The following is a 22524-nucleotide window of genomic DNA, read 5'->3' on the forward strand; positions in this document are numbered from 1 at the left end:
GGTTGGGAGTGGGACATCGATGCGCCACCTTGCTTCTGATCATGCTGCCGGTTGCGCAGACGCTGGCGGCGCAACAGGAGGAATGCGTAGGCCGCTATCGCTTGACTTTGCCTTCGGAGGCCGAGGTGGCACTGACCACGAAAAAGGCATTCACTGATGGACAGACTCCACCGATTCGATTCGCGGACGATTTGATCGCGCAGCATTCCTCCTTTGTGTATGACGGCTCGTTCAAAATCAGTAAAGACCTTTCGCAGAGCGACTTTGATGCGAAGCTGAAGCGCGCCAAAGACCAGGCCGCGGCGAGTGCCGCGAAGCCCTACGAGGATCAACGATTCACGATCCTCGCAGTGAATGATGCTCAAAGCCTTGCGTGGAAAAGCACAAAGGCGTCGGGTTTCTATACCTACAAAAATGGAACAGCAGTTTCATTCATGACCAGGTCGGTCTCGGATCAGCGTACCGTCGATATTCTGGAGAACGTCAGGACGCGCGCCGAAGGCGAGGTTCCCGCAGCGCCGGGAGTATGTTTGCCCGGCCTTTTTGTGCCAAGCGATCAACCCGACGATGTGCGCTCCGTTGGCGTGACCTTCCGGTTAAAAGCGCATCCTGACGTGCTGATCTTCTTCCGCGACCTGAAGGTGCTGAAGAATCAGCCGCGCTTGACATCGCGTCAAGAGAACGAATTCATTTGGACCGGCGCATTTGGTGTAGGCAAGGCGGTCAAATTGCACGGCGTATTCCCGTGGCGCTCGGTCAAGCTCGACGGTCGGGAGGGCGTGGGTTCGTTAGGCACGATCACGCGCATGGACGATTCGACGGATTATGGTTATCTCGTGACGGTGCAAGGGGACCCCGACGCAAGTACGGATACGCCCGATCTGCTGCTCTATGTCGAGCGCAACGATGCCGCCGCACAAGGCAAGACACCAGTCACTGCGGATGAGATCGAGAAGATCGGCGAAGAAGTGGCTGCTTCGGTCAAGCGGCGATGAAAGACCGGATCGTTGCATTGCTGTTTGCCATGCTGCCGGTTGCGCAAGCAATGGCGGCACAACAAGAGGAATGCGTAGGCCGCTATCGCTTGACCTTGCCATCGGAAGCCGAGATAGCAATGACCACGGCAAAGGCATTCATCGATGGGCAGGTTGCGCCGATTCGATTCGCGGACGGTTTGAGCGCACCGCTTTCCTCCTTCGTGCATAACGGCGCATTCGACATCAGCAAAGCCGTTTCGCCGAGTGATTTTGATGCGTTGGTAAAGCGCGCCAAAGACGAACTTGCAGCGAGCGCAACAAAACCCTACGCGGATCAGCGGTACACCGCACTGGCAGTGAATGATGCACAGAGCTTTGCGTGGAAGGGCGCAAAGGACTCGGGGTTTCTATACCTATAAAAATGGAACGGCAATTGCATTCGTTGCAACGCCTGCTTCGGAGCAGAATACTGTCTATGCTCTGGAGAACGTCAGGACGCGCGCCGATGGCGAGATCCCCCCGGAGCCGGGTGTGTGTTTGCCCGGTCTGTTCGTGTCGACCAATCAACCCGACGATGTGCGCTCCATTGGCGTGACGTTCCGGTTGAAAGCGCATCCTGACGTGCTGATCTTCTTCCGCGACTTGAAAGTGCTGAAGAACCAGCCACGCCTGACGTCACGTCAAATGAACGAATTCGTCTGGACCAGCGATTTTGGCGTGGGCAAGGCGGTCAAATTGCACGGTGTGTTCCCGTGGCGCTCGGTCAAGCTCGACGGACGGGAAGGCGTGGGCTCGTTTGGCACCATTACACGTAAAGATGACTCGACGGACTACGGTTATCTCGTGACGGTGCAAGGCAATCTTGATGCGACCACGGATACGCCCGATTTGCTGCTCTACGTCGAGCGCAACGCCGCCGCCGCACAAGGCAAAACACCAGTCACGGCAGACGAAATCGAGAAAATCGGCGAGGAAGTGGCTGCTTCAATCAAGCGTCGATGAACACAGCGCCAGCCGCGAGCGACCCGCTGAAAACGATCCCGCAAACGCGCCATCCGACCTCCAACCAGGGAAACAAAGCATTTGCATCCATGAAATTGCCGTGCTAATTTTTCATGAAATTGGCCAGATAAAATTTCACGGATACCACCATGTTCGTCGAATCCACCCAGCACGTGGAGAGCTTTTATGCCCGCACCCTGCCCGGCGAGGTGCCTGCGCGCCCAGCTTTGGGGGGCGAGTGCGACGCTGATGTCCTGATCGTCGGCGCTGGTTTCAGCGGGCTGCACACGGCATTGCGTCTCGCGCTCGCGGGCCGTCGCGTGGTGGTCGTGGAGGCGAGCCGCGTGGCGTGGGCCGCGTCCGGGCGCAATGGAGGGCAGGCGCTGCTCGGCTGGTCGTGCGATATGGGGCCGCTCGAGCAGTCGTTGGGGCTCGAAGGCGCGCGCGAGTTATGGGAGAGCATGCGCTGGGCGGCGCGCGAGGTACGCGAACTGCCTGCGCGCCACGGTTTCGATGCCGACTACCGCTCGGGCAGCCTGTGGACCGCCGTGAAGCGCAACCGCATTGCGTTGCTGGAGGAGGCTCGCGAGGAAGCCGCGCGCAAATGGGGCTACGACGCGCTGCGCGTCATCCACGAGCGGGACATGCCCGAATGGGTCGGCAGCCGCCGCTATCTCGCGGCGCTCTACGATCCCGAGGCTGGCCATCTCAATCCGCTCAAGCTGGCGCTCGGCATTGCCGCGGCCATCGAGCGCGCGGGCGGCCGCATCTTCGAGCAGACCCGCGTGCTGCAATGGCGCGAAACGCCGGCGGGCTTCGTCGCGACTACGCCTGATGGCCTGATCCGCGCGAGTACGCTCGTGCTCGCCTGCAACGCGTATATCGACCGGCTCGACCGCGAGCTTGCGCGCCGCGTCCTGCCTGTCGGCACCTATCAGGTGGCGACTGTGCCGCTCGATCCTCAACTCGCGCATACGCTTTTGCCGCGCAACAGCTGCGTGATCGACAACCAGTTCGTCCCCGACTATTTCCGGCTGAGCCCCGATCATCGGCTGCTGTTCGGCGGCGCGTGCACGTATCTCGGCGGCATTCCCAAAGACATTCGCGCGGCGATCCGGCCGAGCCTCGAACGCGTTTTCCCGCAACTGCACGGCGTCGAGCTCGACTATGCGTGGGGCGGCCATATCGACATCAGCATCCGGCGCACGCCGGATGTGGGGCACGCGCGCGGGCGCTACTGGCTCCAGGGTTTCTCGGGGCACGGCGTGCTGCCGACGCTGGCCGCGGCGCGCGCGGTGTCCGATGCGATCCTCGGCGACACACGCTTGCTCTCGCTCTACGAGGCCATCCATAATCCCCGTTTCCCGGGCGGCGACGCGCTGGCCGCGCCGCTCGAAGCGCTCGGCAAGCTCTGGTATCGCATGCGCGACGTGGTCTAGGCAAGAGGGAGCCGGCATGGACAAAGACGAAGAGATAGAAGGCCTCGCGATCCTCATTCGCGATCTGCGCAAGCACAAGAAGGTGACGCTGACCGAGCTCGCGCAGCGGATCGGCCGCTCGGTGGGCTTTCTCTCGCAGGTCGAGCGCGGCCTGTCGCGGCCCACGGTCGCCGATCTCACCGCTATCGGCGAGGCGCTGCAGACGCCCACCACGTACTTCTACAGCGTGAGCAAGCCGCGTGCGCTGCCATGGGTCACGCGTCCCGGCGAGCGGCGCACGCTCTACTACGGCGGCGGCATCACCGACGTGCTGGTCTCGCCGAGCATGTCGTCGGGTTTTTCGATGCTCGAGAGTCTGCTGGAGCCGGGCGCGACGAGTGGTGAACGCCCCGTGGACGACAGCGACGAGCAGGGTGGCTTCGTGCTCGAGGGCGAGCTCACGATCTGGCTCGATGGCGAGGACGAAGAGGTCACGCTCAAAGCGGGCGACAGTTTTCAACTGCCGGCACGCTGCCGCTTCAGTTACGCGAATCGCTCGGACGAAGCGGCGCGAGTGCTTTGGGTCTTCACCTGACGCCGGGCTCGATGCTCGCCTGATACAAAGGCGTGCGCCTTGCCGGGTGCGCGCTTTCGTGATGATCTGGAGTCCAGATTAACTAGCAGGTCCATTATCTTCCGTAAAAGGAACCCCGACGTGACGGCCATCGCAACCGACCTCCTGAGCGAAGTACGCGCCTTTCGTGCGGCTCATCCCGAAGTGCAATACGTCGACCTGATTTGCCTCGACATTCCTGGGCATTTCTACGGCAAGCGCTATCCCATCGTCATGCTGGAGAAAGTGGCGGCCGGCGCGCTGCTCAAGCTGCCGCAGAACTGCATCCTGCTCGGTGCGCAAGGCGGGGTGTATCCGATCGGCGAATATTGCTTTCACGACGGCGACCCCGACGTGCCGCGCCGTCTCGTGCCCGGCACGCTCAAGCCGGTGCGCTGGGAGCGGCAGCCGCTCGCGCAGATGCTCATCACCTCGGACGGCACCGCGACGCCCGTCGCGTTCGAACCGCGCCAGGTGCTCGCGCGCGTGCTCGATCGCTTCGCGCGTCGCGGCCTCAAGCCCGTGATTGCGTTCGAACTGGAGTTCTATCTGTTCGATGCGAAGCTCAGCGATGGTCTGCCGCGGCATGCGCGCGATCCGCTATGCGATGACGAAGACGATCAGCCGAACATGCATATCGAGCGTCTTTCGCGCTTCGCGCCGGTGCTGCACGAGATGGTCGGGACCGCGCGCGAGCAGGGGGTGGACGCGACGGTCATCACCGCCGAGCTCGGGCCGGGGCAGTTCGAAATCAACTTCGGCCATTGCGACGACGCGCTGCGCGCGGCGGACTGGTCCGCGCTCTTTTGCCGGAGCACGCGCGGCGTGGCCTTGCGGCACGGCTATCGTGCGAGCTTCATGTCGAAGCCGCTGCTCGACGCGCCTGGCAGCGGCATGCACGTGCACGTGAGTCTCTACGACGAGGCGGGCCGCAACGTGCTCGCGGCGCGCGAGCGTCGCGCATTGCGTCACGCGGTGGCGGGCTGTCTCGCGTTGCTCCCGCATTGCATGCCGATTTTCGCGCCCAATCACAACGCATTCCGGCGCTACGGCGCGATGGTCAATGCGGCGAGCCGGGCGAGCTGGGGATTCGAGGACCGCGACGCCTGCATCCGCATTCCCGAGTCCGACGAGGCGAATCTGCGCATCGAGCACCGGCTCGCGGGTGCGGACGCCAATCCGTATCTCGTGCTTGCGGCCATCCTCGCCGGCATCGAGCATGGCCTCGAAGCGGGCCGCGAGCCGATCGCGCCGCTCAACGACGACCGCGCGAGCGGCATCGATTTTCCGGCCGACATGCTCTCGGCGGTGGCCGCCATGCGCGGGCATGCCGGGGTGCGCGAGGGGCTCGGCGACGATTTCACGATGGTTTATTGCGAAAATAAACGGCAGGATCACCTCGATTTTATGAATGTGATCGGCGCACGAGAATATCGCTGGTTTTTGTAAAATGACGCAAAATGGTCACTAAATGGACGGGAAAATCGCTCGCACGAATCATTCCCGGGACGGTTTCGGCCTGTAAGCCCCGTGTGCTTTGCGTTTCCATATGCAACGCGATTTGCCTGTTTGGCTCGCGTGAGGTAGGGTATGCAGGTTTTCTCAACTCAACACAGGTAGCAGATGAACAAACAGGAACTCATTGACGCAGTCGCCGCAAGCACGGGCGAGACCAAGGCAGCCACGGGAGCCGCAATCGACGCGATCCTCGAAGTGGTCACCAAGGCGGTCACGTCGGGCGATTCCGTGCAGCTCGTCGGCTTCGGTTCGTTCTCGACCGGCCAGCGTGCTGCCCGCGTGGGCCGCAACCCGGCTACGGGCGCGGAAATCCAGATCGCTGCGGCGAAGACGGTGAAGTTCACGGCCGGCAAGGCTTTCAAGGACGCCGTCAACGCGTCGTGATGCGTGCTGCCGCTGCGTAGCGCACGGGTGCAGGCAAGGTAGCGGGAGCGGCGCATCGCCGTTCCCGCTACCTTGCCGGTTTCGCGTGCGCTTGTGCGGTTGATTGCCGTGCGCTCGCAGTGGCAGGGTGCATCATAAGCCGGGAGCAGGGCGCATGGCGCCTCGCTCCCGGCAGTTCTTTTTGCGGCGCCGATTTGCCAAGGTGTCCGTTTGATTGCTTCAATGCGCAACTGCGCGCGCCCGTGAGCGATGGCCTCGCGCGCACCTTGAGTTCACACGCCGTCTTTGGCCGCCGTGCTGTGCAGGCTCCCGCCATCCACGCCAGTGCGATGCTGCTCGTTACGGCGCCGCTTGGCCTCATACATGGCCGCGTCGGCGGCACGCAACATCCCCTCCACGCTTTCGCCCTCTTCGCAGCTTTCCCAGCCCAGCGAGAAACTCAGACGCGGTCCGCCGTAGAACTGGTTGTTCAATTCGACGAGTTTCGCGATGCTGTCCGCCACGATTTCCGCGTCGCGTAGTTCGGCGCCCGGCATTAGCACCACGAATTCGTCGCCGCCGATGCGCGCCGCGTGGTAAGGCTTCTGAATGGCTTTGGCCAGCACTTCGCCTGCGCGACGTAGCAAGGCGTCGCCGGCGGCATGACCTAACTGGTCGTTCACGGCCTTCAGGTTGTCCATGTCGACGACGATCGCGCTCACCGGGAACGGCCCCTTGCGCTGCAGGCGGTTCAGTTCGTCCACGTAGAACGAGCGGTTCTTCAGCTTCGTGAGCACGTCGTGCTTACCGAGGAATTCGAGGTAGGCTTCGGCCTTCTTGCGCGCCGTGATGTCGGTGAGCGCGAGCAGCACGAGGTCCCAGGCTTCTTCGTGGCCCGGAAACACCGAGAATTGCAGATGCACGTTAAGCTCGCTGCCGTCGAGCGCGTAATTGACGACTTCGCGCTGCTGGAAGAGGCGGCCTTCCCATAAGTCGAGAAGCTGCTCGCGAAAGTGCGGACGCATTTCGTCGCGGAACACTTCGGGCAGGCGCGAGAGCAGCGTGGCCTTGTCGGGCGCGCGGAACATGCCAAGCGTGTAGTGATTGACGTCGATGACCTGAATTTCGCTCATGCAGCGCTCGATGAATTCGGGGTGCACGTCCGTAAACGTCCTGAAATCGATGATGCCTTGCATGCGCACTTCATCGAGCAACTGGCGGATGGCCGAGAAGTTTTCGACCCACAGCGAGACCGGCGCGTGCTCGAAGATGCCGTGTGCGTACTGCTCGCTCATGGCGGCGCGATGGCGCGCTTCCTCGAGCGCGGAGACGTCTTCGATCGAGACGAGCACGCGGCTCCAGTCGTCTTCGTGCCCGGGCAGGATCACGCCGCGCAGCAGGATGTCCATGCGCCGGCCGCCGAGCGTGTAGTTCACGCTCTTGCTCTGGAACGTCGTGCGGCCTTCCCACATCTGCTCGAGCTCGCCCACGTGCGCCTGGAACATGTCGTCGCGCAGCACGTCGGCGAGACGCGCGGTTAGCTCCTCATGGCTGTGTGCGCCGTAGAGCGAGAGCGTGTGCTGGTTCACCTTCAGCACGCGGATGCATGCGGAGCACTCGGATACGCGGCGCGGATCTTCCTCTAGCCAGGCGCGCAGGTTCGTGACGCCGGCCTCGCGCCACCGGCCGAACAAGGCGCGTAGCTGGCTATAGTCTTCGAGCCAGAGCGAGGTGGGCGTGACGTCGAAGAAGTCGAGCAGGTCGACGCCCATTCTGGCGAAGCTGGCGGCGGTTGCCGGAGTGCCTTGTTGCATGTCGGGAGCGCGGAAGTGGAGTGGCGCGGCGCGGACGGCGCAGCGCATAACCCGCATCCTACCCGAATACAGGGCGCATGAAACTGCGTTCGTAGCTGACTATGCAACGTGTATCGTTTGCGTATTGAAAGGCAGCCTGGCAGGCGGGGTCGCTTTGCGATTGCGTCCGGTACGCTTCATATGCGGCGAGACCCGGAAACGAGAACAGCGCGAGCGCGATGTTATTGGCGCCTTCGGAAGGCAGGAAGTAGTCGTGATGCTGGCCGCCGAATTTCTCGACGAGCGGGATCCACATCTTTGCATAGGCTTCGAACTCGGCCACGCGGTAGGGATCGATGACGTAGCGCAGGGTGCAGGTAATCATGGTTTGAGTGATGAGTCGAAGAGTGAATGGGGTGCGAGTGTAATGGAGCGGTGGCGTGAAGGCGTTGCGCCTCTCGCGGTGCACGCCATGGAACCTGTCCGCATTTTTGTGGGCGAGGCGGTTGAACAAATCGTTACCCGCGCGCCTGAGTGAATCGTTCACCGAACAGGATAGCAAACTGGTTCATAGCGGATTTCCAGTCGAATGCTGCGCGTACGGACTTGGCCAGCACGTCGGCGCAATCGGTTTCGAACTCGAGCGAAGCGCTGAAATGGGCCAGCGCCTCGGCGCTCGATGCGGCGGGGATTGCGGAAACAGGCGACATGTTGAGCTCCTTGTTGATGTGTCGATGGCCTGATTTTCCCGCTCTGCCCCATGGTGACGACAGTGGCGCGATCGACAATTTCCAGTAACATCGCGCCATGGCCGATTCCTCACCTCATCTCGTCGTCACGCTAGCCTACGATCGTCTTTGCACGTTCGAATTTGGTTGCGTGACGGAATTCTTCGCGCTCGAGCGGCCCGAACTCGATGTCGCGTGGTATCGCCTTGCCGTGTGTGCCGCCGAGCCCGGACCGTTGCGTGCGGCGGGCGGCATCACCGTATCCGCACCTTATACGCTCGCGATGCTCGGTCGTGCGCAGACGATCGTGATCCCAGGTTGGCGCGACCCCGAGGAGCGCCCGCCCGAGGCGCTGCTCAAAAAGCTGCGTGCGGCGCGAGCGCGTGGGGCCCGGCTATGCTCGATCTGCTCGGGGGTGTTCGTGCTCGCGGCAGCGGGCGTGCTCGACGGCAAACGCGTGACCACGCATTGGCGCTACGCCGAACGGCTTCAGCAGCGTTATCCGCAACTGCAAGTCGAGCCCGACGCGCTCTATATCGACGAAGGCCAGGTGTTGACCTCGGCGGGCTCGGCGGCCGGCATCGACATGCTGCTGCATCTCGTGCGCCGCGATCATGGCGGAGCAATAGCCAATCGCGTTGCACAGCGGCTCGTCGTCCCGCCGCATCGCGAGGGCGGCCAGGCGCAATTCGTGCCGCGTCCGATGCCGAGCGACGAAGCCAGCCCGCTCGCGAAGCTGATGGACTGGGTGCGCGCCAATCCGCGCCTCGACCATAGCGTGGCTTCGCTTGCGGCGCGCGCGGCGATGAGCGCGCGTACGCTGCAGCGGCAGTTTCTCGACGCAACGGGAATAGGACCCTACGCGTGGGTCGTGCGCGAGCGCGTGAGCCTCGCGCGCGATCTGCTCGAATCGCGGCCGAACCTGCCCATGGATCGCGTGGCGGAACTGGCCGGCTTCGGCTCGGAGGAATCGCTGCGGCGGCATTTCCGGCGCATCGCGCTGACGAGTCCTGCTGCGTATCGCGAGCAATTTGCGCGTAGCGCGCAGGGCGCGCGCTCGCGTGGATCAGGTGCGAGGCAGCGGGTTTCCCGAACCTGACACGGATGACCCGCTCTCCCCGCGCCCTGCATGATGCATCAGTACTCCAGAACAATTTTCCCGAAGTGCCCACCTGTCTGCTGCAGACGGAATGCATCGGCGATTCCCTCCAGCGGGTACGAGCGGTCGATCACGGGCTTGACGCCGGTCGCGTCGATGGCGCGCACGAGGTCGATCTGGTGCTGGCGGCTCCCGACGATCAAACCCTGCAGCCGCTGCTGGCGGCGCATCATCGTGGCGGTCGGCACTTGACCTGAGAGGCCGGTCAGCACGCCGATCAACGCGATATGCCCGCCCACGCGCGTGGCCAGAATCGACTGTTCGAGCGTTCCCGGGCCGCCCACTTCGACTACGTGATCGACGCCGCGTCCGTTCGTGAATTCGAGCACTTTCTGCGCCCATTGCGGCTCGCGGCGATAGTTGATCGTGTGGTCCGCGCCGAGCTGCCGCGCGCGCTCGAGCTTGTCATCGGATGACGACGTGGCGATCACGGTCGCGCCCATCGCCTTGGCGAATTGCAGCGCGAAGATCGACACGCCGCCCGTGCCCAGCACCAGCACCGTTTCGCCGGCCTTGAGCGCGCCGTCCACCACCAGCGCGCGCCAGGCGGTCAGCCCCGCCGTCGTGAGCGTGGCCGCTTCGGCGTGGCTGTAGCCGCGCGGGCTGTGCGTAAACGCCGTGGCGGGCGCGACCACGGCTTCGCGCGCGTAGCCGTCCACGCCGTCACCGGGCGTCGCCGAGAAGTCGGGGATCGTGGGCTCGCCGTCGAGCCAGGGCGGGAAGAACGTCGACACCACGTGGTCTCCCACGGCGAATTCGCTCACGCCCGGCCCCACGGCTTCGACGACGCCCGCGCCATCGGACATGGGAATGCGCCCGTCGGGGGCGCCCATATGCCCGAGGACGACGCCGAGGTCGTGATAGTTCAGCGAACTGGCGTGCAGCCGCACGCGAATCTCTCCCGCCTGCGGCTCGCCCGGTTCGGCGATGTCCACGAGCTTGAGGTTGTCGAGCCCGGCGGGCGCGATCAGTTTGATGGCTTTCATGAGTTCTCCTGGAGACGCCGCCGCGCGGCGCCGTGGTTGTTGGCTGGCTTGCCTCGATAGACACCAGAGGAAGCATAGACGCGCGCACGCCATCCGGGGCGACGAGGGCGGCCATCCTGAGAACGTGGTGACCGGCCGAGCGTTCCAGATCTAAATTGTGTTTACTTTGGACGAAACGATTTGCTATTGACAAATAAATCGAGGCGCTCCTATGATGCGCCCACGGTGGTCGCAAGTGGCTCGTCGTCGCGGTGCAGGCATGCTGCATCGCGGCAATCGGGCATCCACGAGTCCGGGGCTGTCGCCGCCGGCGCTTTCATCGAATCCTTCCCAAGGCGCGTCAGACGCTACTAAACGGAGATCGGCATGGCGCAGATCTCCCCCAAAGTTTGGAGACAGGCAACATGCCCCAATCGATCATCACCGACCGCGCGTCCGACCCCACGCTCGCGCCGCCGGCCACGGCGTCCGCAGCCAGCGACGACCTGCTGTACCGCAAAGTCGCGTGGCGCGTCATTCCGTTTCTGTTCGTCTGCTACGTCGTGTCGTTTCTCGATCGCATCAACATCGGCTTCGCGCAGTTGCAGATGAAGCACGACCTCGGGTTCAGCGACGCGATGTACGGCCTCGGCGCCGCCATCTTCTACGTGGGATATGTGCTCTGCGAAGTGCCCAGCAATATGCTGCTCGCGCGCTTCGGCGCGCGCCGCACGTTCATGCGCATCATGCTGCTGTGGGGGATTGCATCGACCTGCATGATGTTCGTGCATACGCCTACGCACTTCTATGCGCTGCGCTTCCTGCTCGGCGTGTTCGAGGCGGGCTTCTTCCCGGGCATCGTGCTCTATCTGACCTACTGGTTTCCGTCGCGCCGGCGCGCCGCGGTGTTCTCGATCTTCTTCGCGGGCGTCGCAGTGGCGGGCGTGCTGGGCGGGCTCGTCTCGGGCTGGATCATGCGTGACATGGGCGGCGTCATGGGACTCGAGGGCTGGCGCTGGATGTTTGCGATCGAGGGCCTGCCTGCCGTGCTGCTCGGTGTGATGGCGGCGTTCCGGCTCGTCGATGGCCCGGAGCAGGCGCGTTGGCTCAGCGACGCCGAAAAGGCCCATCTGTTCGCGCAGCTTGACGGTGGAACCACGACGGGCACCCAGGCGCCGGCGCATGCGTCACATTCGTCGCGCTCATTCGGCGCCGCGCTGCGCAATCCGCGTGTCTATCTGTTCGCGTTCATCTATTTTTCGCTGACCTGCGCATCGCTCACGCTCAACTTCTGGATGCCGCTGATGATCCGCGACTTCGGCGTGCACGACGTGGTGGCGATCAGCCTCTATACCGTGATCCCGAACGCGGTAGGCGCCGTGGGCCTCATGCTGATCGCGCGCCGCTCCGACCGGCGTGGCGAACGCCGCTGGCATTTCGCGGCGTGCACCATCGGCGGCGGCATCGCGCTTTCCTTGCTCACGCTGCACCTGGCGAGCTTTGCCGCGATGATGGCGATTCTCTCGGTGGCCGCCGTGCTGATCTTCGCCGCGCTGCCGATCTTCTGGGCCGTGCCGCCCGCCTATCTCACGGGCAAGGCGGCCGCTGCGGGCATCGCGCTCATCAGCAGCATCGGCATTACGAGCGGGATCGTGAGCCCGTGGGCGATCGGGCTCATCAAGACGCATACGGGCAGCATGGACAACGCGCTGTACGTGCTGGCCGCGCTGCTGGCGGTGAGCGGCATGGCGTTGCTGATCGGCGTGCCCGCGGCGCAAAAGGCGCGCTGAACGCCGTGCGTTGAGGGCGTTCCGGAAATTCGCGGGGTGGACACCACGCCCGGTTTGTTCAGGCGTCCAGTTCTTCGATGGAGTCCACTCTATCGTGATAGAAGGCCAGATGGTCCTTGATCTGCGCGACGGCGTCATGCGGCGACTCGTAGGTCCACACCGCGTTGATCGAGCGCTCGCCGCCCGGCACGATGGAGTAGTAGCTGCAATTGCCCTTGTAGGGGCAATACGTGGCGTGGTCCGTGCGCGCGAGCAGCGACATGTCGGCGTCTTCGCGCGGCACGTAGAACACCGCCGGATAGCTGGCCTCGCGTAGCATCAGCGCGCGGCGCGTGTCGGCGACAGTTTTTCCCGCGACTTTCACGACCACGCGCAACGGACAGGGCTCGATCGTGATGGGATGGTCCGGGCCGGGAATCTTCACGGTTTTCGTATGCATGGCGGCACTCCTTGCAGGCGCAAATCGGGGGCCGGAGCCGGCTGATGCGGCTCGCGGCCGATGCCTTGCAGTGTAGGGCGAAAACGGGTTTCGCCGCTGGTGCCGCCTGCGGGTGCTGTGGATGCTGCTGGGACGTGCTGCGTTATTGCTGCGGCGCGCCGCTCCAGGCGGGCAGGGTGGCGCCGTGATAGACGGCGAGGATCTTTGCGGCGACGTTCGGCTGCTGATAGCTGGCGACGAGCGTGCGCACCCAGGGCGCGTTCGCGTCCTTCTCGTTGACGGCGATGAAGTTACGGTAGGGGCTGCCGTCCACCTTTTCCTGCGCGATGCGCTCTTGCGGAATGCGGATGCCGGCCTTGATCGCCCAGTCGGTATTGACGACGGCGGCGTCCAGATCGCCGATCGCGCGCCCGACGATGCCCGCGTCGAGTTCCTTGATCTTCACTTGTTTCGGATTGCTTGCGATATCGCGCGCAGTGGGCAGCAGGCCAACGCCGCTGCGCAGCGTGATGAGGCCCTGCGATTGCAGCAGCAACAGTGCGCGGCCTTCGTTGCTAGGATCGTTCGGCACGCCGATGGTCGCGCCCGTCGGCAGCGCCGAGACCGAGGAATGCTTGCGCGAATACAGGCCGATCGGCTGCACGTAGGTAAAGCCTACGGGCACGATCGCATAGTGTCGAGCCGCAATCTGCGCTTCCAGATAGGGCTTGTGCTGGAACGAGTTGGCGTCCAGGTCGTGTTCGCTGAGCGCTTCGTTGGGTTGGGTGTAGTCGGAGAACGTGCTGACCTTGACGTCGATGCCATGCTGGGCGGCGTTGGCGGCTACCACACGCCAGACGTCCTCGTCTTCGCCCGACATGATGCCCACGCGCACGGTTTGCGCTGCCTGCGCTGATTGCATGAACGTCGCGCCGGCGATGAGCGCGAGCGAGGCAAGCCCCGTTGCCAACAGTGTTCTCTTGTTCTTGTTCATGCTTGTGTGTCCGTGACGTGATGAAAGATGTGCCGATGCTAGAGGGCGCCGACGTCGCAGCCAAACAATTTCGAGCGCAATGTTTATTGCATGCGCGCCGATAAGCACTGCACAGGGAGCGCATAACGCCGTTGGGCGGCTTGTGCGCTGGTTTTCGCAACGGACGCAAAGCATATGCGAAAACGTCGTTTTGCCGTGTGCCGGGCTATGTCTACGATGCTGCGAACGCCATTCATACGGGTTCGTTCATGTCCACCATCGCCGTTCCTTCCCGCGACAGCGGCCTCGACGCGCGCACCGCTGCCGCTTCCGATGTCGCTCATCCACACCTCGTCATCCGCTCGGCCGAAGACGTCGCGCGCATCGTCAATGCAGGCCCCGCGCAAAGCAGCCGGACGCGCGCGGTGATCGCCATCGCATTGGGCGGCGTGTTTCTCGACGCCTACGATCTCACTTCGCTCGCCTATGGCGTGAAAGACATCGCACGGGAGTTCGCGCTCTCGCCTGCGCAGGTGGGCTTCGTTTCCGCCGCGATCACGTTCGGCGCGATTCTCGGTGCGCTGTTCGGGGGGTATCTCACCGACCGCATCGGGCGCTATCGCGTCTTCATGGCCGACATGCTGTTCTTCGTCGTCGCCGCGATTGCCGCGGGTCTTGCCCCCAATGCGTGGGTGCTCGGCGGCGCGCGTTTCGTGATGGGCTTCGGCGTGGGACTCGACTTGCCGGTGGCGATGGCGTTTCTCGCGGAGTTCTCGCGCGTGGCCGGGCGCGGCAACAAGGCGGCGAGCGTCGCGGCCTGGTGCCCTGCGTGGTATGCGGCCACGAGCACCTGCTATCTGCTGATACTCGCGCTCTATGCGTTGCTGCCCGCGCATCATTCGGGCTGGCTGTGGCGGCTGACGCTCGCGTTCGGCGCGGTGCCGGCGATCGCCATCATTCTCGTGCGGCACCGCTATATCAGCGAGTCGCCGGTGTGGGCCGCAAATCAAGGCGATCTCGAAGGCGCCGCGCGCATCCTGAAGCGCGCCTGGGGCGTGGACGCCGTGGTCGAGCGCAACGTGGGCGACGCCACGAACGGCCCGGCTCGCGCGAGCGCACCGCGTGCCGCTTCGTGGAGCAACTATGGCGTGCTGTTCAACGCCACCTATCGTCGTCGCACCCTGCTCGCGGCGACGATAGGCGCGGCCTCGTCGTTCGGCTACAACGCCATCATCTTCGGCCTGCCCGTGATCATCGCGAGCTTCTTGCAGCAGGGACCGCTCACGACCATCATCGCCTCGCTGTTGCTCAATCTGCTATTTGCGTTCGTAGGCGGTTTGATAGGCGTGCGCACCGCGCCCACGGTGGGCGCGTGGAAGATGACTGTGCTGGGGCACGCGGTGCAGGTGAGTGCGCTGGTGGGTCTTGCGCTGATCGGCCATCCGTCTAGCGGGACGTTCGTTGCGCTCGCCATCTTGCTGCTGGGCGCGTATCTGTTCGCCCAAGGGTTTGGGCCCGGCTCGCATTCGATGACGTATGCCTCGCTCAGCTATCCCACTTCGCTGCGCGGCATTGGTGTGGGCTTCAATCAGACGCTGGTGCGCACGGCGTCCACCGTTTCGCTGTTTCTTTTTCCGGTGCTCGCGGCGGCGCTGGGCACGAAGGTGTTCTGGGTCATCGCGATCGCGCCGTTCGCTTCGCTGCTCGTGCTGCTCGCGATTCGCTGGGAGCCTTCGGGCTACGACATCGACGGCGAAGACTACCGGCCCGCAAGCGCCGGGCGCGCGCAGCCCGACGAGTGCCCGGCGTGCTCGCGCGCATAGCCGGAAACGTCATATGCAATCGCGGATTAACTGGTAGGGGATTGCGCGTCGCGCTGTTCAAATGATTGGCGGGACCCGCCGGCACTGCACGGTGCGAGCGGGACGCTAATCATGTCAGTTCGAATCGCCATGCCGACTAGTGAATTCTCCAACGCCGCGGCGCGCCTGCCGCGGCTTCCCGATCCGCGCCGCGTGCGGCGCATCGCGAACGACGCCGAAGCGCTCGCGGCAGCCCGCGCGCTCGCACAAACCGTCGCCCCCGGCGCATCGCAGCGCGATCGCGAACGCGCGCTGCCGTGGGACGAGCTCGATAGCTGGTCCGAAAGCGGACTCGGTGCGATCACCGTGCCGCGGGCGTTTGGCGGCGCCGATGTTTCGTACGCGACGCTCGCTGAAGTATTCGTGCTGCTCTGCGCGGCCGATTCCGCGTTCGGACAGATTCCACAAAATCATTTCGGTCTGCTGGGTATCCTGCGCGAGATCGGTACGCCTGCGCAACAGGCGCGCTTTTACGGCGAGGTGCTGGCGGGACGGCGCTTTGGCAATGCCGGGCCTGAGCGCCGCTCTACCGCGTCGGCCACGATCCTGCAAGGCGCGACGCGTCTTTCCACAACGGCCGAAGGGCTGCGCCTGAACGGCGAGCGCTTCTACTCGACGGGCGCGCTGTTCGCACACCGCGTGCCCACGCGCGCCACCGACGAGGAAGGGCGCGCCGTTCAAGTGTGGGTGCCGCGCGATGCACACGGCGTTGCCGTGATCGACGACTGGAGTTCGTTCGGACAACGCACGACGGCGAGCGGCACCGCGCGCTTCAACAATGTCGCCATCGACCCCGAAGACGTCCTGCCGATCTGGCAACTCGCGGAGCGTCCGGGCTTGTACGGGCCGACTTCGCAATTGATCCAGGCGGCAATCGATCAGGGCATCGCCGAAGCGGCGGTCGCCGACGCACTGGAGTTCGTGCGCGAGCGTGCCCGGCCATGGGTGGACTCGGGCGTGGCACGCGCCGCGGACGACCCGTACATCATCGCCGATGTTGGCCGGTTGCAGATCGATCTGCATGCCGCGCGCGAAGTGTTGCTGGAAGCGGGCCGCACACTCGACGAACTAGCCGCCGATGCGTTCGGCGACGGCCTCAGTCCCGAAGCGAGCGCACGCGCCTCGGTAGCGGTGGCGGCCGCAAAGGTGCTGACCACGCGCATTGCGCTGGAGGCGAGCGAGAAGCTCTTCGAACTCGCGGGCTCAGCGGCCACACGCGCTGCGCACAACCTCGACCGGCACTGGCGCAACGCGCGCACGCATACTCTGCACGACCCCGTGCGCTGGAAGCTGCATCTGCTTGGCAACTATCACCTGAATGGCGCGCTGCCCGCCCGCCATTCATGGAATTGATAAGGTATCCGATGAAACTGAGGAAAACTGAAGGAAATTGAAGTATGAACGTCGAGATTTCTTCCACGCTTCTGGAACCGCTTGGCCAGACGGACGAGCCGCGCCGCGCGCCCGTACCTTCTAACGCACCCACGCGTATCGAGGACGACGCACACGCGATCGCCACCGCTCAACGCCTTGCGAGTGCATTTGCACAGGACGCGGCACTGCGCGACCGCGAGCGTCGTCTGCCTTGGGCCGAACTCGATGCCTTCGTCGAGAGCGGCCTGTGGGCGATCACGGTGCCACGCGAATACGGCGGCCCAAGCGTGAAGAGCGGCACGCTCGCCGAGGTGACGGCGACGATCGCCGCGGCCGACGGCTCGCTCGGGCAGATTCCGCAGAATCACTTCTATGCGCTCGAAGTGCTACGCGTGGGCGGGAGCGCTCAACAGCAGCGTTATTTCTATGAGCGCGTGCTCGCGGGCGAGCGCTTCGGCAACGCGCTCGCCGAGATCGGTCAAAAGGATTTTCGCCGCCGCACGCGGCTCTCGCGCGACGCGCATGGCGGGCGCATCGACGGGCGCAAGTTCTATTGCACGGGCGCACTTTACGCGCACTGGATTCCGACGCTCGTGGTAAGCGAGGAGGCGGGTAGCGACGTGACGTATCTCGCGTTCGTGCCGCGCGGCGCGCAGGGCGTGACGATCACGGACGATTGGGACGGCTTTGGCCAGCGCGTGACGGGCAGCGGTTCGGTGCAGTTCGACGGCGTGCGCGTCGAGCCCGAATGGGTCGTGCCGTTCCAGACGTCGTTCGAGCGGCCGACGACCATCGGGCCGCTCGCGCAGATTCTCCATGCAGCCATCGATCTGGGCCAGGCGCGCGGCGCGTTTGAGGCGGCGCTGCAGTTCGTGCGTGAGCGCTCGCGGCCATGGATCGACGCGAAGGTCGAGCGCGCAGCCGACGATCCGCTCACGCTCGCGCAATTCGGCGATCTTGCTGCGCGTCTGGCGGCCGCCGAGGCGCTGGTGCGCCGCGCGGGCCGCTACGTGGACGCCGCACAGGCCGCGCCGGACGAGCGCACGGTCGCCGAGGCATCGATTGCCGTGGCCGAAGCGCGTGCGCTCACCACCACGGCATCGCTCGAAGCGGGCTCGCGCCTTTTCGAACTGGCGGGCACGGCCGCCACGCTCGACGGTCTCGGGCTCGATCGCTTCTGGCGCAACACGCGCACGCACACGCTGCACGACCCGGTGCGCTGGAAGTATCACGCCATCGGCAACTTCTATCTGAACGACGCGCTGCCGCCACGGCACGGAGCCTTGTGATGGCGAACTCGAATCTGTCTGCGAACAAGACGATCCTGCTCAACGCGTTCAACATGAACTGCGTGGGCCATATCAATCATGGGCTATGGACGCATCCGCGCGATCGCTCGGCCGATTACCGGCAGCTCGCTTATTGGACCGATCTCGCGCGCACGCTCGAACGGGGTCTCTTCGATGGGCTCTTTCTCGCGGATATCGTGGGCGTCTACGATGTTTATCAACGCAATGTCGATGTAACGCTGCGCGAGTCGATCCAGTTGCCGGTGAGCGATCCCACGCTGCTGGTGTCCGCCATGGCGGCCGTCACGCAGCATCTGGGCTTCGGCGTGACGGTGAATCTCACTTATGAGGCGCCGTATCTGCTGGCGCGGCGCTTTTCCACGCTCGATCACCTCACGCAGGGGCGCATCGGCTGGAACATCGTGACCGGCTATCTGGACAGTGCTGCGCGCGCCATGGGAGTGCGGGAGCAGTTGCCGCACGACGAGCGCTACGAGCGCGCCGACGAATACCTGGAAGTCCTCTACAAGCTCTGGGAAGGCAGTTGGGAGGCGGACGCCGTGCTGCGCGACAAGGCGGCGCGCGTGTACGCGGATCCCGCGAAGGTGCATCGCGTGCAGCACGCGGGGCGCTATTACAACGTCGATGGTTATCATCTTGCCGAGCCTTCGCCGCAACGCACGCCGGTGCTGTTCCAGGCGGGCAGCTCGGGGCGCGGGCAGCGCTTCGCCGCTCGCCATGCCGAGTGCGTGTTCATCTCGCCGCCCAATCGCACGGTGGGACGCGAGACCGTGCGCGCGCTGCGCGAGCAACTGGTGCGCGCCGGAAGACGCCCCGACGACGTGAAGGTGTTTGTTGGCGCAGCAGTGGTTGCGGGCGCAACCGAGCGTGAGGCGCGCGAGAAGTACGCCGACTACCGTCGCTATGCGAGCCGCGAGGCGGGACTCGCGCACTTCGCGGCGAGTACGGGTGTCGATTACGCGCAATACGATCTCGACGCACCCGTCGATTACGCGGGGGGCAATGCGATCGAATCGGCCTCGCGCACGGCGAAGCAGCATGGCTGGACGCGCCGCACGCTGCTGGAGATGTTCGAGCTGGGCGGGCGGTATCCGGCGATCGTCGGCAGCGCGGCGCAGGTCGCCGACGAACTGCAGGCGTGGGTCGAAGAGGCCGATGTGGACGGCTTCAACCTGAGCCGCACCGTGGTGCCGGAAAGCTACGAGGATTTTGTCGATCTGATCGTGCCCGAGTTGCAGAATCGCGGTCTTTACAAGACCGCGTACGAGCCGGGCACGCTGCGGCACAAGCTGTTTGGCGCCGGCGATACGCTCCCGGACCGTCACGCGGGCGCGACATTCCGGCATGAGGTTGCCACTCCCGCGTAAGCGCGGGTGTTTGAAGCCCCTGGCGTGCGGATGGGAGAAGGGCGCTGAGATATCTGCTACAGTGATATTCCCGGTTTATGCGTGTAAGCGATATTTGCAGAATATCGTTTATAAGCATATAATCGTTTTATGCTTCACAGGAATATCCCATGAAGATCATCGTCCATACGCCGACGGGGCTCGCCGAGATCCTGCAGTCGGCCAGAAAGGCCTGCGGCATGACCCAGGCTCAGGCGGCCACATCGCTCGGCATCGGGCAGCCGCGCCTGTCTGCGCTCGAAACCACCGGCACGGCGAGCATCTCGCTCAGCCAGATGCTCGCGCTATTCGCGCTCTACGAGCTCGAACTGTGCGTGCAGTCGCGCCACAAGGGCGAGCTCTACGAGGCGCGCGAAGACCAGCCGGAGTGGTAGGCGATGGGGCGCAAATCGCACTCGCGCACGCTCTCGATCTGGGCCAACGGCGAACGTGTCGGCGCGTGGACGCTGCCTCCAATGGGCGAGACCGAACTGCGCTACGACCCCGCCTGGAAGGCTTCGGCAACGGGGCGGCCGCTTTCGCTCTCGCTGCCGTTCGGCGTGGGCGATCGGCCGCTGCGCGGCGCGCGCGTCTATAACTACTTCGACAATCTGCTGCCCGACAGCACGCAGATTCGCCGGCGTATCGCGGCGCGCTTCAGCACTGATTCCCTAGGCGCATTCGATCTGCTCAAGGCGATCGGCCGCGATTGCGTGGGCGCCGTGCAATTGCTGGACGAGGACGAAACGCCCGAGCATATCGAACGCATCGAGGGCACGCCGCTCGACGATGCCGCCATCGAGCGGCTCCTGCTCGAAACCTCGGGCGCGCTGCCGGGCGGCACCGGCGATGCCGACGAAGAGTTGCGCATTTCGCTTGCTGGCGCGCAGGAAAAGACCGCTCTGCTCTATCACGAGGGGCGCTGGCATGTGCCGCACGGCGCCACGCCTACCACGCATATCCTCAAGCTCCCGCTCGGCCTGATCGGCCATCGCAAGGTGGACTTTCATACCTCGGTCGAGAACGAGTGGCTCTGCCTTGCGTTGCTCAAGGCCTATGGGCTGCCTGTTTCGTCGGCGCGCATCGTTACGTTCGGCGCGCAGAAAGTGCTGGCCGTCGAGCGCTTCGACCGCGCCGTCTCGCGCAGCGGTGCGCTGCTGCGCCTGCCGCAGGAGGACTTTTGCCAGGCGCTCGGCGTGCCGCCGCACTTCAAATACGAATCCCAGGGCGGCCCGGGCGTGCGCGAGATCGCGGACCTCTTGCGCCAGTCGCAAACCGCGCGCGAAGACATCGAAACCTTTCTTTCCGCGCAGATCGTCTATTGGATGCTGGCCGCGCCCGACGGCCACGCGAAGAATTTCAGCCTGCGCCTCTTGCCGGGCGGACGCTTTCAGCTCGCGCCGCTCTATGACGTCATGTCGATCTGGCCCGTGGCGGGCGATGGCGGCAATCAATGGTCGTGGCACAAGGCCACGCTGGCGATGGCGGTATGGGGCAAGGGGCGGCACTATCGCATGCGTGACGTGAAGCGCGCCCATTTCGACGCCACCGCGCAGTTGTGCCACTACGGCGCCGACGCCGCGACGCTCATCGAGCGCCTGGCCGCGCGCACGCCAGCGGTTATCGACGAGGTGGCCGCCACGTTGCCGGATGGGTTTCCTGAGCGCGTGGCCACGAAGCTGTTCGACGGGTTGCGCTTTTCCGCGCAGCGGCTCGCTTCATAACGTCCTGGCTGCGCGCATGGCAAACGCAAACCCATCATTAGCATCCCTGATCGTTCTGAACTGGCTCAACGCTCGGGCGGCGCGAGGTGCTCCATCTTTCCTTCTTCGTAGAGCACGTAGATGAGTTCGAGCATGCGGCGCACGTCCTCGGATTCGTCGAGCATGCGCGTGCTCATGATGATGGGCGAGACGAGCTTTGCGTCGTCGAGATCCTTGTACGCGACGTCGTCGCGCTTGAGACCGTAGACGCTGCTAGGCACGATCGAAATGCCTTCGCCCGCCGCCACGAGCCCGAGCGCGATCTGCAGTTCGCGCGCCTCGTAAAGATGCTGCGGTTCGAGCGCGCGATCGTGAAAGGCCGCCAGCACCTGGTCGGCGTAGCTGGGACGCGGGTGCTTCGGGTAAATGATGATGGTCTCGTTCACGAGTTCGCGCAGCGACAGCACATCCCTGGCGTCGATGAGCGGGTGCCCGAGCGGCAGCGCCACGATCAGGCGTTCCTCGCGCAGCACCACGCGGCGAATGCTCGGGTCTTCCAGACGAATGCGCCCGAACCCCACGTCGATGCGGCCTTCCTTGAGGGCCTTGATCTGCTCCATCGTCGTCATTTCGAGCAGGCTCAATTCGACCGCGCCATTCTCCTGACGATAGCGCCGGATGATTTTTGGCAGCATGCCATAAAGCGTCGAGCCGACGAAACCCACCGAAAGACTGCGCTCGATCTTGCCCACGCGCCGCGTCATGGACTCGAGTTCAGCCGACTGGGCGAGCAGCTGTACCGCGTGCTGATAGAAGAAGCGACCGGTGTCGGTGAGCTTGAGCGGGCGCGAGTCGCGCTCGAAGAGCTGCACGCCCAGCATCTCCTCGAGCTGCTGAATCTGGCGCGAGAGCGGCGGCTGCGCAATATGCAGCCGCTGGGCGGCACGCGTGAAATTACGCTCTTCGGCTACCGCCACGAAGTAGCGCAGATGTCTCAACTCCATGTTCATACCTGCCGGATATGGTCCTGATACTAAATCAGTGTTGGACGCGCCTGGTACGGCCCAACTATGCTTCTTTCACAGCAATCGCCGCAATTCATTATACCTGCTGAGCATGAAAAATCCGGTTTGTGACGGCGAGGCGAACCCGGGGCAAATATCAGAGGAGGCA

22 protein-coding genes are annotated in these 22524 nt (G+C 64.3%); 15 read left to right on the forward strand and 7 right to left on the reverse strand.

All coding sequences use genetic code 11. The features are described from left to right. The first annotated feature begins 29 nt into the window (after positions 1 to 29). The 7 genes from U5775_RS05840 (at position 30) to U5775_RS05870 (ending at position 5912) form a co-directional block, all read left to right on the forward strand. Positions 30 to 995: a T6SS immunity protein Tli4 family protein gene (locus tag U5775_RS05840; protein WP_322057169.1), complete on the forward strand. Its 966-nt coding sequence runs from the start codon at positions 30 to 32 to the stop codon at positions 993 to 995. Next, the gene (locus U5775_RS05845) at positions 992 to 1396 is read left to right on the forward strand and encodes a hypothetical protein (RefSeq protein ID WP_322057170.1); all 405 of its coding nucleotides are present in this window, start codon (positions 992 to 994) and stop codon (positions 1394 to 1396) included. The genes U5775_RS05840 and U5775_RS05845 overlap by 4 nt, the downstream gene beginning before the upstream one ends. Further along, a complete protein-coding gene (locus tag U5775_RS05850; protein ID WP_322057199.1) occupies positions 1341 to 1979 on the forward strand; it encodes a T6SS immunity protein Tli4 family protein in 639 nt (212 codons plus the stop codon). The genes U5775_RS05845 and U5775_RS05850 overlap by 56 nt, the downstream gene beginning before the upstream one ends. Positions 1980 to 2128: 149 nt before the next feature. Next, positions 2129 to 3418: an FAD-binding oxidoreductase gene (locus U5775_RS05855; RefSeq protein ID WP_322057171.1), complete on the forward strand. Its 1290-nt coding sequence runs from the start codon at positions 2129 to 2131 to the stop codon at positions 3416 to 3418. A 16-nt stretch (positions 3419 to 3434) separates the two neighbouring features. After that, on the forward strand, positions 3435 to 3992 hold the full coding sequence (locus tag U5775_RS05860; RefSeq protein ID WP_322057172.1) for an XRE family transcriptional regulator: 558 nt from the start codon (positions 3435 to 3437) through the stop codon (positions 3990 to 3992). Positions 3993 to 4112: 120 nt separating this feature from the next. After that, positions 4113 to 5459: a glutamine synthetase family protein gene (locus U5775_RS05865; RefSeq protein WP_322057173.1), complete on the forward strand. Its 1347-nt coding sequence runs from the start codon at positions 4113 to 4115 to the stop codon at positions 5457 to 5459. Positions 5460 to 5633: 174 nt separating this feature from the next. Beyond that, on the forward strand, positions 5634 to 5912 hold the full coding sequence (locus U5775_RS05870; RefSeq protein WP_027818693.1) for an HU family DNA-binding protein: 279 nt from the start codon (positions 5634 to 5636) through the stop codon (positions 5910 to 5912). A gap of 272 nt (positions 5913 to 6184) precedes the next feature. On the opposite strand, the gene U5775_RS05875 is transcribed toward U5775_RS05870, so the two are convergent. From U5775_RS05875 to U5775_RS39415, 3 genes are all read right to left on the reverse strand, one after another. Continuing rightward, complete coding sequence (locus U5775_RS05875; RefSeq protein ID WP_322057200.1) at positions 6185 to 7663, reverse strand: diguanylate cyclase domain-containing protein; 1479 nt, start codon at positions 7661 to 7663, stop codon at positions 6185 to 6187. 100 nt (positions 7664 to 7763) lie between these two features. After that, positions 7764 to 8069, reverse strand: a complete 306-nt coding sequence (locus U5775_RS05880) for an NIPSNAP family protein (protein ID WP_322057201.1) — start codon at positions 8067 to 8069, stop codon at positions 7764 to 7766. Between the two features lie 133 nt (positions 8070 to 8202). Next, positions 8203 to 8394 (reverse strand): hypothetical protein, encoded by a 192-nt coding sequence (locus U5775_RS39415; RefSeq protein ID WP_415913516.1) that lies wholly within the window; start codon positions 8392 to 8394, stop codon positions 8203 to 8205. Between the two features lie 97 nt (positions 8395 to 8491). Between U5775_RS39415 and ftrA the strand changes: the two genes are divergently transcribed. Next, a complete protein-coding gene (ftrA, locus tag U5775_RS05890; RefSeq protein ID WP_322057174.1) occupies positions 8492 to 9511 on the forward strand; it encodes a transcriptional regulator FtrA in 1020 nt (339 codons plus the stop codon). Between the two features lie 38 nt (positions 9512 to 9549). Here the strand turns inward: ftrA and U5775_RS05895 are convergent, their stop codons facing one another. Continuing rightward, a complete protein-coding gene (locus tag U5775_RS05895; protein ID WP_322057175.1) occupies positions 9550 to 10557 on the reverse strand; it encodes an NAD(P)-dependent alcohol dehydrogenase in 1008 nt (335 codons plus the stop codon). A 404-nt stretch (positions 10558 to 10961) separates the two neighbouring features. Between U5775_RS05895 and U5775_RS05900 the strand changes: the two genes are divergently transcribed. After that, the gene (locus tag U5775_RS05900; RefSeq protein ID WP_322057176.1) at positions 10962 to 12326 is read left to right on the forward strand and encodes an MFS transporter; all 1365 of its coding nucleotides are present in this window, start codon (positions 10962 to 10964) and stop codon (positions 12324 to 12326) included. Between the two features lie 58 nt (positions 12327 to 12384). On the opposite strand, the gene U5775_RS05905 is transcribed toward U5775_RS05900, so the two are convergent. After that, positions 12385 to 12765: a DUF427 domain-containing protein gene (locus U5775_RS05905; protein ID WP_322057177.1), complete on the reverse strand. Its 381-nt coding sequence runs from the start codon at positions 12763 to 12765 to the stop codon at positions 12385 to 12387. 142 nt (positions 12766 to 12907) lie between these two features. Then, complete coding sequence (locus U5775_RS05910; protein ID WP_322057178.1) at positions 12908 to 13738, reverse strand: MetQ/NlpA family lipoprotein; 831 nt, start codon at positions 13736 to 13738, stop codon at positions 12908 to 12910. A gap of 248 nt (positions 13739 to 13986) precedes the next feature. Here U5775_RS05910 and U5775_RS05915 point away from each other — a divergent pair, with 248 nt between their 5' ends. The 6 genes from U5775_RS05915 to U5775_RS05940 all read left to right on the forward strand — a co-directional run bounded on the left by U5775_RS05915 (position 13987) and on the right by U5775_RS05940 (position 21372). Continuing rightward, complete coding sequence (locus tag U5775_RS05915; protein WP_322057179.1) at positions 13987 to 15540, forward strand: MFS transporter; 1554 nt, start codon at positions 13987 to 13989, stop codon at positions 15538 to 15540. 111 nt (positions 15541 to 15651) lie between these two features. Further along, positions 15652 to 16932, forward strand: coding sequence for an SfnB family sulfur acquisition oxidoreductase (locus U5775_RS05920; protein WP_415913515.1), 1281 nt, complete (start codon positions 15652 to 15654; stop codon positions 16930 to 16932). Between the two features lie 44 nt (positions 16933 to 16976). Next, complete coding sequence (locus U5775_RS05925; RefSeq protein WP_322057180.1) at positions 16977 to 18242, forward strand: SfnB family sulfur acquisition oxidoreductase; 1266 nt, start codon at positions 16977 to 16979, stop codon at positions 18240 to 18242. Further along, entirely contained in the window at positions 18242 to 19630 is a 1389-nt protein-coding gene (locus U5775_RS05930) for an LLM class flavin-dependent oxidoreductase (protein WP_322057181.1), read from the forward strand. Before U5775_RS05925 ends, U5775_RS05930 begins: the two co-directional genes overlap by 1 nt. A 149-nt stretch (positions 19631 to 19779) precedes the next feature. Then, positions 19780 to 20043 carry a helix-turn-helix transcriptional regulator gene (locus U5775_RS05935; protein ID WP_322057182.1) on the forward strand — a complete coding sequence of 88 codons (264 nt, stop codon included), beginning with the start codon at positions 19780 to 19782 and terminating at the stop codon, positions 20041 to 20043. A 3-nt stretch (positions 20044 to 20046) separates the two neighbouring features. Next, positions 20047 to 21372 (forward strand): type II toxin-antitoxin system HipA family toxin, encoded by a 1326-nt coding sequence (locus tag U5775_RS05940; protein WP_322057183.1) that lies wholly within the window; start codon positions 20047 to 20049, stop codon positions 21370 to 21372. Positions 21373 to 21437: 65 nt separating this feature from the next. Here U5775_RS05940 and U5775_RS05945 read toward each other — a convergent pair whose 3' ends face one another. Then, positions 21438 to 22355 (reverse strand): LysR family transcriptional regulator, encoded by a 918-nt coding sequence (locus U5775_RS05945; protein WP_322057184.1) that lies wholly within the window; start codon positions 22353 to 22355, stop codon positions 21438 to 21440. Between the last annotated feature and the right edge of the window lie 169 nt (positions 22356 to 22524).

The sequence above is a fragment of the Paraburkholderia sp. J63 genome, assembly GCF_905220245.1.
Classification (GTDB): Bacteria; Pseudomonadota; Gammaproteobacteria; order Burkholderiales; family Burkholderiaceae; genus Paraburkholderia.